Below are 12,625 nucleotides of genomic sequence, written 5' to 3' on the forward strand. Positions count from 1 at the left end.
GCCTAGCCGACTTTAAGCATCAAAATCTGCCTGTTGCGCAGAAAGCAGCATATGCAACAGATTCCCCCCACTGCGCAAATGGTAAAATTCTGTTTTCTCCGCAGACTGATGCGAAGCGCAATTCCCGCGCAGAAATAATCGCTATGCCTGCATTAGCTTTACGCTAGTTTTATCTTCACTCACTCCTATAGCCATCATCACGACCATGTCCCTTTCTACGCTTTCCGCCCTGTCCCCGCTGGATGGCCGCTACGCCGCCAAAACCGACAAATTGCGCCCTATCCTGTCCGAAGCCGGTTTCATGCACCATCGGGTCAAGGTCGAAATCGCCTGGCTGCAAGCGCTGTCGAATGCCGGCTTTGCCGAAATCAAGCCGTTCTCCGCCGCGGCCACCGCACTGCTGGACAAACTGGCCGCCGAATTCAGCGAAGCCGACGCCGAGCGCATCAAAGCGATTGAAGCCGTCACCAATCACGACGTCAAAGCGGTCGAATACTGGCTCAAGGAACAGGTCAAAGACGTGCCTGAACTGATCGCCGCTTCCGAATTCATCCACTTCGCCTGCACCTCGGAAGACATCAACAACACCTCGCACGGCATGATGCTGAAAGCGGCGCGCGACAATGTATTGCTGCCGGCCTTGCAGCAAGTGATCGCCAAGCTGACCGAGCTGGCGCACGCCAATGCCGAACTGCCGATGATGTCGCGCACCCACGGCCAGCCGGCCAGCCCGACCACGCTAGGCAAGGAAATCGCCAACGTCGTGGCACGTCTGCAACGCGCGACCAAGCGCATCGCCGCGGTCGAAATCCTCGGCAAAATGAATGGCGCGGTCGGCAATTACAATGCGCACCTGTCGGCCTATCCCGACTTCGATTGGGAAACCTTCTCCAAGAATGTGATCGAACAGCGCCTGGGCCTGAGCTTCAACCCGTACACGATCCAGATCGAGCCGCACGATTACATGGCAGAACTGTTCGATGCGATCAGCCGCAGCAACACGATTTTGCTCGATCTTAACCGCGATATCTGGGGCTACATTTCGCTCGGTTATTTCAAGCAGCGCACCAAGGCCGGAGAAATCGGTTCCTCGACCATGCCGCACAAGGTCAACCCGATTGATTTCGAAAACTCCGAAGGCAATCTGGGCATGGCCAATGCCGTGCTCAAGCACATGTCGGAAAAGTTGCCGCTGTCGCGCTGGCAGCGCGACCTGACCGACTCGACCGTGCTGCGCAACATCGGCGTCGGCCTCGGTTACGCGGTGCTGGCCTACGATAGCTGCCTGCGCGGCCTGAACAAACTGGAAGTCAATCCGGTGCGGCTGGCGGAAGACCTCGATGCAACTTGGGAAGTATTGGCCGAGCCGGTGCAAACCGTGATGCGCCGCTACGGCATCGAGAACCCTTACGAGCAATTGAAAGAGCTGACGCGCGGCAAGGGCATCTCGAAAGATGCGCTGCGCGAGTTCATCGTCAAACTGGCGATCCCGCAAGAAGCCAAGGATCACTTGCTGGCGATGACGCCGTCCAATTACATTGGGCATGCTGCGCGTCTGGCGAAAGAAATCTGAGCAAGCGACAAATCAAAAAAATGGCCGCCAGTTTTGGCGGCCATTTTTTTCGCCTGAATAATCCGAAGCGACGTAGGGCGGAAAAGCGAAGCCCTTGCAGGGTGCGTATCCGCTGGCAGGCGGATACCGTTCAGCAGGCGGATGGCATGCCATCCGAAACCCCTGCTTCACTCTTCCGCCGTCTCGGATGCCTCGAACGCAGGTGGCACATCAATCGGCGGATAACGCTGCGCTCATCCGCCCTACAAAACAAAAAACCAGCCCGAAGGCTGGTTTTTTTGTTACCGAAGACGCTTACACCACAGCGCCGTCAGCCTCATCTTTTTCCTTGACCGGCTTGATCAAGTCTTCGCGTTTGACGCCCAGCCACATCGCTACCGCAGCGGCCACAAACACCGACGAATAAATACCGAACAAGATACCGATGGTCAGCGCCAGCGCAAAATAGTGCAGCGCCGGGCCGCCGAATACAAACATCGACAGCACCATGATTTCCGTGCTGCCGTGGGTAATGATGGTGCGTGAAATAGTGCTGGTGATCGCATGGTTCATCACATCCGACACCGCCATTTTGCCGAAGCGGCGATCACGGAAAGTCTCGCGCACCCGATCGAACACCACTACCGATTCGTTCACCGAATAACCCAATACCGCCAGAATCGCCGCCAATACCGTCAGCGAGAATTCCCATTGGAAGAAGGCGAAGAAACCCAGGATGATCACCACGTCATGCAAGTTGGCGATGATCGCCGCCACCGCATATTTCCATTCGAAGCGGATGGCCAGGTAAATCATGATGCCGATCACCACGAACAGCAGCGCCATCAAGCCGTCATGCGCCAGTTCGTCGCCGACCTGCGGCCCGACGAACTCGGTGCGCTTCAACTGAACGTCGGCATCCTGCTTCTGCAGTGCTTCAAGCACCAGCGCACTTTGCTGATTCGAATTGACGCCCTTCTTGGCCGGCAGGCGAATCATCACGTCTTGCGCCGTACCGAAGTTGGTCACTTGATTATCGGTATAGCCGAGGCCCTCGACCGTCTTGCGAATACTCTCGATATTGGCCGGTTTGCTGTACGCGACTTCAACCACCGTACCACCGGTGAATTCAATCGAAAAATGCAGGCCTTTCGAGAACAGGAAAAACACTGCTGCCACAAACGTCAGCGCCGAGATTGCATTGAAGATCAATGCATGGCGCATGAACGGAATATCTCTTTTGATACGGAAAAGCTCCATCACATCCCTTTCGGTTCACACCTGTGTGGTCGCGGTGTTGGCATCACTCGATGCCTGCCGCGGCCACAACGTTATATCAATACCTGCTTGAGTTACACATGCTGCGAAGCTTTGCATCCGCAGATTCAGGCACTCAGTCGGCCGGCTTCCAGATCTGGCCGATCGACAGGCTGGTCAGTTTCTTCTTGCGGCCGTACCACAGGTTGGCGAAGCCGCGCGACACGAATACCGCCGAGAAAATCGAGGTCAGGATGCCGAGGCAATGCACCACCGCAAAACCGCGAATCGCACCGGAGCCGAAAATCAGCAATGCCAGACCGGCAATCAGCGTCGTCACGTTGGAGTCGAGAATGGTAGCCCAGGCACGATCGAAGCCGATCGCAATCGCCGCTTGCGGCGAATTGCCGTTACGCAGTTCTTCGCGGATGCGCTCGTTGACCAACACGTTGGCGTCGATCGCAATACCCAGGGTCAGCGCGATCGCCGCGATACCCGGCAAGGTCAGGGTCGCCTGAAGAGTCGACAACACAGCCACCAGCAGCAGCAGGTTGACCGACAAGGCCAGCACGCTGAACAAACCGAACAGCATGTAATACGCGATCATGAACACCGCAATCACGGCAAAGCCGTACATGGTCGAGTCGAAACCCTTCTTGATATTGTCGGCCCCCAGTTGCGGCCCGATAGTGCGCTCTTCGATGATCTCCATCGGCGCCGCCAGCGAACCGGCGCGCAGCAGCAATGCCAAATCGGCCGCGTTCTCAGCCGAACCCATGCCGGTGATCTGGAAGCGCGAGCCCAGTTCGCTTTGGATCGTCGCTACCGTCAATACTTCGCCCTTGCCCTTTTCGAACAGCACGATCGCCATCGCCTTGCCGACCTTGGTGCGGGTAGCTTCGCGCATCTTGCGGCCGCCGTCGCCGTTGAGGTCGATGCTGACTGCCGGATTCTGGTTCTGGTCAAAACTGACTGCGGCGTTGGAAATATAGTCGCCGGTCAGCACCGGTTCTTTAATCAATATCACCGGCGCGTTCTTGCCGACCTTGAACAGTTCGGAGCCGAACGGCACCGCCGCGGTGGCTTCGGTGCCGCGGGTCACCGACTCGTCCACCATCCGCACTTCCAGGGTGGCGGTACGACCGATGATATTTTTGGCGCGCGAGACATCCTGCACGCCAGGCAACTGAACCACGATCCGGTCCGCGCCCTGACGTTGAATGACCGGCTCGGAGACGCCTAATTCATTGACCCGTTTCGCCAGCGTCGTAATGTTTTGTTGAACGCCGTTATCGATAATCTGCTTCAGCGATTCCGGCTTCAAGGTCGCATGCAGCGCTGCTTCCGCCTCCGCACCGGCGCCTGCAGGCGTGGCCTGGATCAGCAATTCCGGCAATTGCGAGACCAGCAAATCGCGGGCCTTGGTCAAGGTGTCCTGATCGCGGAAACTGATGTCGATCGCATCGCCGTTGCGGCTCAGCCCGCTATAGCGAATCTCTTTGTCTTTCAACGTAGTGCGGACGCTGGCTTGCAAACCTTGCAGGCGCTTGTTGACCACGGCCTTGGTATCGACCTGCATCAGGAAATGCACGCCGCCGCGCAAATCGAGACCCAGATACATCGGGAATGCGTGCAGGCTTTGCAACCAGTGCGGCGTATTCGGCACCAGGTTAAAGGCAAGCACATAGCTCGGATCGCTAGGATCGGTATTCAGGGTCTGCTCCAGCAGCGCCTTTGCCTTGAACTGGCTGTCGGTATCGTGGAAACGTGCGCGCACCGTACCTTGCGTGCCGGCGTTTTCGAACACGACGCTGTCCGCCTTCAAATTGCCTTGCTGCAGGACCTGTTCAACGCGATCGGCCAGGGACCGGTCCACTTTCAAGGTCGATTTGTCGCTGCTGACCTGCACCGCAGGCGATTCGCCAAAGAAATTCGGCAGGGTGTACAGCACGCCGAACAGCAGCGCGATGGCGATGAGAATATATTTCCAGAGGGGGTAACGATTCATAGTGATTCAGCGTTCTGAGTTGGCCTCATTCTTGCGCGAGGCTCATGCTTCTGTAAGTTGAGACTGCCGATGCCTTGATTGCTTCTGGCTCAGGGCTCCGATTGGCAGCATGCACATTTGAAGAGAGCGTCCGCGAGGATGCCCTGGTTCGCTCAAGCACAGGGAGCTTACTGTGCCGTCTTGATTGTGCCCTTTGGCAGCAAGGTGGTGACCGAACCTTTTTGCACCACGACTTCGGTGCCGCTGGCGATTTCCAGGGTCACGTAAGCGTCGGTAACTTTGGTGATCTTGCCCAGCATGCCGCCGGCGGTAACCACTTCGTCGCCCTTGCCCAGCGCTTCCATCATGGATTTTTGTTCTTTTTGACGCTTCATTTGCGGACGAATCATCAAGAAGTACAACACCACGAACATCAAGATAATCGGCAGGAAACTGGACAGATTGCCGCCCAAGCCGAGTGGGCCGGCGGCGCCGGTAGCGGCAGGCGCAACTTGCGCATATGCATTGGTAATGAACACTTGATGCTCCAGGTAGTTTGAAAATTGCCCAGCATTCTAGCATTGGGTAGGCGCATACAACCGCCACGCTTGCCGGCCGTTGCTATTTATTGCCGGAAAGCCAGGCTGTTGGATATTTCTAACAACCTACTGCGCGGCCTTATCCGACGGACAACGGCGACATTACACCGCATTGATTGTAAAAAAGCACCGATTCTCAACGATTTTAAAATTGCCGACTATGTCCTACACGCCGCGCGCGCGCTCCGCATGGAATTGCACCACAAACGCAGCGAATTGCCCCACATCCAGCGCGGCCCGGATATTTTTCATCAAATCCAGGTAGTAATGCAAGTTGTGGATGGTGTTCAGCCGCGCGCCGAGAATTTCGCCGGTGCGATGCAAATGATGCAAGTAAGCGCGCGAGAAATTGCGGCAGGCATAACAGCCGCAGGTTTCGTCCAGCGGCTTTTCATCTTCCTTGTAGCGCGCATTCTTGATTTTCAGATCGCCGAAACGGGTAAACAACCAGCCATTGCGCGCATTGCGGGTCGGCATCACGCAGTCGAACATGTCGATGCCGCTTTCAACCCCGGCCACCAGGTCTTCCGGAGTGCCGACGCCCATCAGGTAGTGCGGCTTGTCGGCCGGCAAACGCGGGCCGATGTGCGACAGCACCCGCATCATTTCTTCTTTCGGCTCGCCCACCGACAGACCGCCGATGGCGATGCCGTGAAAACCGCCATGGGCGTCCAGGTCTTGCAGCCCGGCCAGCGACTCGTCGCGCAAATGCTCGTACATCCCGCCCTGGACGATGCCGAACAAGGCGTTCGGGTTTTCCAGCTGATCGAATTCATTCTTCGAACGTTTGGCCCAGCGCAGCGACATCCGCATCGATTGCGCGGCTTCGTCACTGGTCGCCGGGCGGCCGTCGATTTCATACGGGGTGCACTCGTCGAACTGCATCACGATGTCGGAGTTCAGCGCCTTCTGGATTTGCATCGAGACTTCCGGCGACAGGAACAATTTATCGCCGTTGATCGGCGAGGCGAATTTGACGCCCTCTTCCGTGATCTTGCGCATCGCGCCTAGCGAAAACACTTGAAAACCGCCTGAGTCGGTCAAAATCGGCTTATCCCAGCCCATGAATTTATGCAGGCCGCCGAACTTCTCGATCACGTCCATGCCGGGCCGCAGCCACAAATGGAAGGTATTGCCGAGGATAATCTGCGCCTCGATTTCCACCAGTTCCAGCGGCGACATGGCCTTGACCGAGCCGTAAGTGCCGACCGGCATGAAAATCGGCGTTTCGACGACGCCGTGGTTAAGTTTCAAACGGCCGCGACGGGCCTTTCCTTCGGTTTTGAGCAGCGTGAATTCAAGCATTGGAATCTATTCAGTGAGGGTATAAGTCAGCAGCATGGCATCGCCGTAGCTGAAGAAGCGATAACGCTGGGCGATCGCATGGGCATAGGCGGCCTTGATGCAGTCGTAGCCGGCAAATGCCGAGACCAGCATCAGCAGCGTCGATTTGGGCAAATGGAAATTGGTAATCAGCCGGTCCACCGTATGGAAGCGATAACCCGGCGTAATAAACAGCGCGGTATCGGCGCTGCCGGCTTGCAGCGTTCCGGATTGCGAGGCCGATTCCAGCGCCCGCAAACTGGTGGTGCCGACCGCCACCACATTGCCGCCGGCGGCTTTGGTGGCGCGCACGGCATCGACCGTGGCGGCGGATATCGTGTACCACTCGCTATGCATTTTGTGCTCGGCCAGATTCTCGGTGCGCACCGGCTGGAAAGTGCCGGCGCCGACGTGCAGCGTGACGTAAGCAAAGCCGACGCCCTTTTGCCGCAAGCGTTCCAGCAGTGCCTGATCGAAATGCAGGCCGGCGGTAGGCGCCGCCACCGCACCCGGCTGCTTGGCGTAGACGGTTTGATAACGCGTTTCATCGAAGGCATCGGCCGCATGTTCGATATACGGCGGCAACGGCAGACGGCCGTAGTGGTCGATCAATTCAAACACGTCGGCCGGGAATAGCAGCGTGTAAAACTCGCCGACGCGCTCGCCGACCACCACCTCGAATGCGTCGGCCAGTTTGATGGTGCTGCCGGCCGGCGGCGATTTCGAAGCGCGCACCTGCGCATGCACGGTACGGTTGTCGACCACCCGCTCAACCAGCACTTCGACTTTGCCGCCGGTTTGCTTGACGCCGAAAAAGCGCGCCTTCAGCACACGCGTGTCGTTGAATACCAGCAGATCGCCGGGAGCCAGCAGATCGACGATGTCGGTAAATTGACGATCGATCAAGCCGCCCTGGGCTACATGCAGCAAACGCGACGCGCTGCGCTCGGCAAGCGGAGTTTGCGCAATCAGTTCAGGCGGCAGCACGAAATCGTAATCGGAAAGAGAATGCATGCGCAGATAAATAAGGGAAACAATCTAAGGGTTGCCGGGTTGCCAATACGGCCATAGGCTTTACAATGGCACCCGCTAAAAGCCTGCTCAACACAGAAAGTACGGCAGTAAAGGGCTCCTCTAAAAACCGTAGCGAGCGGCCCAAGGTCGGGGCGACGATGTTACAACACCTGCAGTCGTACGGAGCGGGCGAGCATCGCAGCCCCGAGATTGGGTCGCGCAGTAGGTTTTTAGAGGAGCCCAACGACCGAACCCGCTATTTTACGCCTTGTAGCCCACGCCCTGTACCCAATTAACGGCCTGATATGCCAGTCACGAAGCGAAAACCTGCCACTGCCGCCGCCGTCCCCAACGCCGCCAACAGCCGCGCAAGCAAATTGGCGCGCCTGGGTTTGCACTCGGATATGGATCTGGTGCTGCACCTGCCATTGCGCTACGAAGACGAAACGCAAGTGATCAGCATCCGCCAAGCCGACCTGATGGGTTCCAGCGTGGCGCAGGTCGAGGGCGTGGTCAGCGCCTGCGATATCCAGTATCGGCCGCGGCGGCAATTGGTGGTGACCATCGCCGACGACAGCGGCCAGCTGGTGATGCGATTCTTGAATTTTTACGGCAGCCAAACCAAGCAGTTGGCGGTCGGCACCCGGGTCCGGGCGCGCGGCGAAATCCGCCACGGATTTTTCGGCGCCGAGGTGGTGCATCCGACTTACAAAGTCGTGCTTGAAGGCGCGCCGCTGCCGTCGGCATTGACGCCGGTGTATCCGTCCGGCGAAGGCTTGTCGCAAGCCTATCTGCGCAAGTCGATTGCCGACGCCATGCAACGCTTGCAGTGGCGCGACACACTCTCCGCCGAACAGCTGGCGGCGTTGCGTCTGACGCCGTTCGAAGCGGCGGTACGGCTGTTGCACAACCCGCCGCCGGAAGTCGACGAAAACGCACTGGAAGACCGCTCGCATCCGGCCTGGGTGCGGATGAAGTTCGATGAACTGCTGGCGCAGCAGTTGTCGCTGAAGCGGGCACAGGTGGCGCGCCGCGCCAAGAACGCCCGCGCGCTGCCGCAGATCGGCGCGCTGTCCGATGCTTTCCTGAGCCGCCTGCCGTTCGCCCTGACCGCCGCACAACAACGGGTATTGACCGAAATCCGGACCGACCTGCGCGCCTCATTCCCGATGCAGCGCTTGCTGCAAGGCGATGTCGGCAGCGGCAAAACCGTGGTCGCCGCGCTGGCGGCGGCACAGGCGATAGACAGCGGCTTTCAGGCGGTGCTGATGGCGCCGACCGAGATTCTGGCGGACCAGCATTTCCGCAAAATCGCGGCCTGGATGGAGCCGCTTGGCGTCACCGTCGCCTGGCTCACCGGCAGCCTGAAAAAGAAAGAAAAAATCGCCGCCCAAGCCCTGATCGAATCGGGCCAGGCGCAACTGGTGATCGGCACCCACGCGTTGATTCAGGACAGCGTGCAATTTTCCCGCCTTGGCTTGGTGATCGTCGACGAACAACACCGTTTCGGGGTCGGTCAGCGGCTGGCTTTGCGCAACAAGGCGGCGACCGAAAATGGCGGCGCTGACGGCGAAAGCACGCTCGCGATGACATCCAACTTTGTGCCGCATCAATTGATGATGAGTGCGACGCCGATCCCGCGCACGCTGGCGATGACCTATTACGCCGACCTGGAAATTTCGGTGATCGACGAATTGCCGCCTGGCCGCACGCCGGTCGTCACCCGCGCGGTCGACCAGAACCGGCGCGACGAAGTAATAGCCCGGGTGCATGCGGCGGCTCAGGACGGCCGCCAGGTGTACTGGGTCTGCCCGCTGATCGAGGAGTCGGAAGCACTACAGCTGCAGACTGCCACCGACACCTATTCGATGCTGGCGGAAGCGCTGCCCGACTTGCGCGTCGGCCTGGTTCACGGACGTCTGAAGCAGGCCGAAAAGCAGGACGTGATGGACGCTTTCAGCCGCGGCGAAGTCCAAGTCCTGGTCGCCACCACCGTGATCGAGGTCGGGGTCGATGTTCCCAACGCGTCGCTGATGGTGATCGAGCATGCCGAGCGCTTCGGGCTGTCGCAGTTGCACCAGCTGCGGGGCCGGGTTGGACGCGGATCGGCGGCCAGCGTATGCTTGTTGCTGTATCAAAGCCCGCTCGGCAGCATCGCCAGACAACGCTTGATGACCATGCGCGCCACCACCGACGGCTTTGAAATTGCGCGGCGCGACCTGGAGATTCGGGGCCCCGGAGAATTTCTGGGAGCGCGTCAATCCGGTCAGGCCATGCTGCGCTTTGCCGATCTGACCACCGATCAATGGCTGGTCGATCAAGCCCGCGATCTGGCCCAGACGCTGCTGCACGACCCGGCGCCGGCCAGCGCGGCAACGGTGGAAGCGCATTTGGCGCGCTGGCTCGGCGGACGTGAGGATTTTTTGAAGGTATAGCACCCCTGTCAAAACTGACAGCTAAGCACTACAGCGAACTGGTTTTGCCTATGGCAGGACCGCGACATAGGGACATCTCCCCACTAAAAATTATGCGAAGATAACGCCATGACTCTGACCGAACTCAAATACATCGTCGCGGTAGCCCGCGTCAAGCATTTTGGCCATGCTGCGGAAGCGTGTTTCGTCGCGCAGCCGACGCTCTCCGTTGCGATCAAAAAGCTCGAGGACGAGCTTGGCGTGGTGATCTTCGAGCGCGGCGGCACCGAAATCTCGGTGACCCCGCTAGGCGCCCAGATCGTGGCCCAGGCCGAACGCGTACTGGAGCAAACCGCCACCATCCGCGAAATCGCCAACCAGAATAAAGACCCGCTAGCCGGGCCGCTGCGCCTCGGCATCATCTATACGGTCGGCCCCTATTTGCTGCCGCCGCTGGTCAAAACCATGATCGAGCAAGTGCCGCAAATGCCGCTGGTATTGCAGGAAAACTTTACCGTGCGGCTGCTGGAACTGCTGCGCCAGGGCGAACTCGACGCCGCCATCATCGCCCTGCCGTTCCCGGAACACGGTCTGATGGTGCAACCGCTGTACGACGAACCGTTCGTGGTGGCGCTGCCAAAACATCACGCCTGGGCCGAGCGCGAAAGCATCAGCGCCCAGGACCTCAAATCGGAAACCATGCTGTTGCTGGGCAACGGCCATTGCTTCCGCGACCAGGTCCTCGAAGTTTGTCCGGAAATGTCGCGCTTCTCGACCACCGGCGATGGCATCGCCCGGACCTTCGAGGGCTCGTCGCTGGAAACCATCCGCCACATGGTGGCGTCCGGGATCGGCATTACCGTGCTGCCGCTGGCCTCGGTGCCGGACATCGACAACAAGGACGGCATGCTGCGTTATGTACCGTTTTCCACACCCAGCCCGTCGCGCCGTGTCGTCATCGCCTGGCGCAAAAGCTTTACGCGCAGCGCCGCCATCAACGCGGTGCAACAAGCTGTGCTCAGCTGCGGCTTGCACGGCGTGAACTTGCTGCACGATGCGAAGGCGCTCGAAGGATAGTTCTACGGTTGAAGAATTTTTCGCCGACTTTCACATAACAAAATAGGCCGGAAAAGCACAAAGTTTTCCGGCCTGCGCCTTTCTAATTGCACCGAATATTTGCAAATGATGACCCGCTTCAAACTCTATCTGCAACTGATCCGCATGGACAAACCGATCGGCAGCCTGCTGCTGCTGTGGCCGACGCTGGCCGCCTTGTGGCTGGCCGCCGGCGGCAAGCCGGCGTGGTCGCTGGTCGGGATTTTCTGTGCCGGCACCGTGCTGATGCGCTCGGCCGGTTGCGCGATCAACGATTTCGCCGATCGCGATTTTGACAAGCACGTTGAACGTACCGCGCAACGGCCGCTGACCAGCGGCAAGATCGCGCCGTGGGAGGCGGTGATGGTGGCGCTGGTGCTGACCTTGGCGTCATTGCTGCTGATCCTGCCGCTGAATACGCTGACCAAACAGCTATCGGTGATCGCCGTCATCGTGGCCGGCAGTTATCCGTATTTCAAACGCTTCTTCGCGATCCCGCAAGCCTATCTGGGGATTGCCTTCGGCTTCGGCATCCCGATGGGCTTCGCTGCCGTCCAGGGTTCGGTGCCGCCGGCAGCCTGGTTATTACTGATCGCCAATGTGTTCTGGGCAGTCGCCTACGATACCGAATATGCGATGGTCGACCGCGACGACGACCTCAAGATCGGGATTCGCACCTCGGCCATCACCTTTGGCCGCCACGATGTGCTGGCAGTCATGCTGTGCTACGCGGTCAGTCTGGGGCTGGTATTCGCGGTGGGCTGGCAATATGGTTTGCGCGGCTGGTTCGGCGCTGGCTTGCTGCTGGCCGTCGGCTGCGCCATTTATCACTACACGCTGATCCGCAGCAGGGAACGCGCCGGCTGCTTTGCCGCCTTCCGTCACAACAACTGGCTTGGCGCCGCCGTATTCGGTGGGATTGCGCTAGACTACGCGTTGCGATAACAATTCGACATGTTATTTAAAGTTCTTTTAGCAGCACGCCCACCAACTACATTGAAGAGGTAAATAATGGCTACGACCGAACACACAAATGACACTCGCGAAAATCTGGCTGGCGACCTCAAATCGGTCATTCAAGAAGCGGAAAACCTGCTCGACGGCGCCCAGGAACAAGGCGGACAAAAGTATGAAGCAGCGCGCGCCAAGTTGAAAGCAGCGTTGGAAACGGCAAAAACAGAGCTGCCCAAAGCCACAAAAAAAGCACTGGAAAAAACCAAGCATGCAGCCCATGCGACTGACGAATACGTCGCCGACAATCCCTGGAAAGCGGTCAGCCTTGCCGCCGCTATCGGTTTACTGGCGGGTCTGGTGATCGGTCGCAGCAAATAAACGGCAATCATCGAATAAGCCCCCCTAAAAAAACAGGGCGCAATCGCGATGC

At 58.7% G+C, this 12,625-nt stretch carries 10 protein-coding genes; 5 read left to right on the forward strand and 5 right to left on the reverse strand.

The genetic code is table 11. The features are described 5' to 3' along the window. Positions 1-205: 205 nt before the first annotated feature. A complete protein-coding gene (purB, locus tag ACFPM8_RS19680) occupies positions 206-1,573 on the forward strand; it encodes an adenylosuccinate lyase (protein WP_379000109.1) in 1,368 nt (455 codons plus the stop codon). A gap of 294 nt (positions 1,574-1,867) precedes the next feature. Here the strand turns inward: purB and secF are convergent, their stop codons facing one another. From secF to queA, 5 genes are all read right to left on the reverse strand, one after another. Further along, positions 1,868-2,812, reverse strand: a complete 945-nt coding sequence (gene secF / locus ACFPM8_RS19685) for a protein translocase subunit SecF (protein ID WP_379000112.1) — start codon at positions 2,810-2,812, stop codon at positions 1,868-1,870. A gap of 133 nt (positions 2,813-2,945) precedes the next feature. Then, positions 2,946-4,817 (reverse strand): protein translocase subunit SecD, encoded by a 1,872-nt coding sequence (gene secD, locus ACFPM8_RS19690; RefSeq protein ID WP_379000114.1) that lies wholly within the window; start codon positions 4,815-4,817, stop codon positions 2,946-2,948. A 167-nt stretch (positions 4,818-4,984) separates the two neighbouring features. Then, complete coding sequence (gene yajC / locus ACFPM8_RS19695) at positions 4,985-5,335, reverse strand: preprotein translocase subunit YajC (RefSeq protein ID WP_379000117.1); 351 nt, start codon at positions 5,333-5,335, stop codon at positions 4,985-4,987. A gap of 225 nt (positions 5,336-5,560) precedes the next feature. Next, on the reverse strand, positions 5,561-6,700 hold the full coding sequence (gene tgt / locus ACFPM8_RS19700) for a tRNA guanosine(34) transglycosylase Tgt (RefSeq protein ID WP_379000119.1): 1,140 nt from the start codon (positions 6,698-6,700) through the stop codon (positions 5,561-5,563). 6 nt (positions 6,701-6,706) lie between these two features. Continuing rightward, positions 6,707-7,732: a tRNA preQ1(34) S-adenosylmethionine ribosyltransferase-isomerase QueA gene (queA, locus tag ACFPM8_RS19705; protein ID WP_379000122.1), complete on the reverse strand. Its 1,026-nt coding sequence runs from the start codon at positions 7,730-7,732 to the stop codon at positions 6,707-6,709. 305 nt (positions 7,733-8,037) lie between these two features. Between queA and recG the strand changes: the two genes are divergently transcribed. From recG to ACFPM8_RS19725, 4 genes are all read left to right on the forward strand, one after another. Beyond that, complete coding sequence (gene recG / locus ACFPM8_RS19710; RefSeq protein WP_379000124.1) at positions 8,038-10,167, forward strand: ATP-dependent DNA helicase RecG; 2,130 nt, start codon at positions 8,038-8,040, stop codon at positions 10,165-10,167. A gap of 108 nt (positions 10,168-10,275) precedes the next feature. Continuing rightward, on the forward strand, positions 10,276-11,223 hold the full coding sequence (locus ACFPM8_RS19715; RefSeq protein WP_379000126.1) for a LysR substrate-binding domain-containing protein: 948 nt from the start codon (positions 10,276-10,278) through the stop codon (positions 11,221-11,223). A gap of 108 nt (positions 11,224-11,331) precedes the next feature. After that, complete coding sequence (ubiA, locus tag ACFPM8_RS19720; protein WP_379000274.1) at positions 11,332-12,186, forward strand: 4-hydroxybenzoate octaprenyltransferase; 855 nt, start codon at positions 11,332-11,334, stop codon at positions 12,184-12,186. A 66-nt stretch (positions 12,187-12,252) separates the two neighbouring features. Continuing rightward, complete coding sequence (locus ACFPM8_RS19725) at positions 12,253-12,573, forward strand: ElaB/YgaM/YqjD family protein (RefSeq protein WP_379000128.1); 321 nt, start codon at positions 12,253-12,255, stop codon at positions 12,571-12,573. Positions 12,574-12,625 lie beyond the last annotated feature (52 nt).

Origin of the sequence: Paraherbaspirillum soli, assembly GCF_042654985.1 — a bacterium.
Classification (GTDB): domain Bacteria; phylum Pseudomonadota; class Gammaproteobacteria; order Burkholderiales; family Burkholderiaceae_D; genus Paraherbaspirillum; species Paraherbaspirillum soli.

Coding starts and splice junctions, on each gene's coding strand:
- purB (WP_379000109.1), top strand. CDS start 206: ATGTCCCTTTCTACGCTTTCCGCCCTGTCCCCGCTGGATGGCCGCTAC.
- secF (WP_379000112.1), bottom strand. CDS start 2,812: ATGGAGCTTTTCCGTATCAAAAGAGATATTCCGTTCATGCGCCATGCA.
- secD (WP_379000114.1), bottom strand. CDS start 4,817: ATGAATCGTTACCCCCTCTGGAAATATATTCTCATCGCCATCGCGCTG.
- tgt (WP_379000119.1), bottom strand. CDS start 6,700: ATGCTTGAATTCACGCTGCTCAAAACCGAAGGAAAGGCCCGTCGCGGC.
- queA (WP_379000122.1), bottom strand. CDS start 7,732: ATGCATTCTCTTTCCGATTACGATTTCGTGCTGCCGCCTGAACTGATT.
- recG (WP_379000124.1), top strand. CDS start 8,038: ATGCCAGTCACGAAGCGAAAACCTGCCACTGCCGCCGCCGTCCCCAAC.
- ACFPM8_RS19715 (WP_379000126.1), top strand. CDS start 10,276: ATGACTCTGACCGAACTCAAATACATCGTCGCGGTAGCCCGCGTCAAG.
- ubiA (WP_379000274.1), top strand. CDS start 11,332: ATGACCCGCTTCAAACTCTATCTGCAACTGATCCGCATGGACAAACCG.
- ACFPM8_RS19725 (WP_379000128.1), top strand. CDS start 12,253: ATGGCTACGACCGAACACACAAATGACACTCGCGAAAATCTGGCTGGC.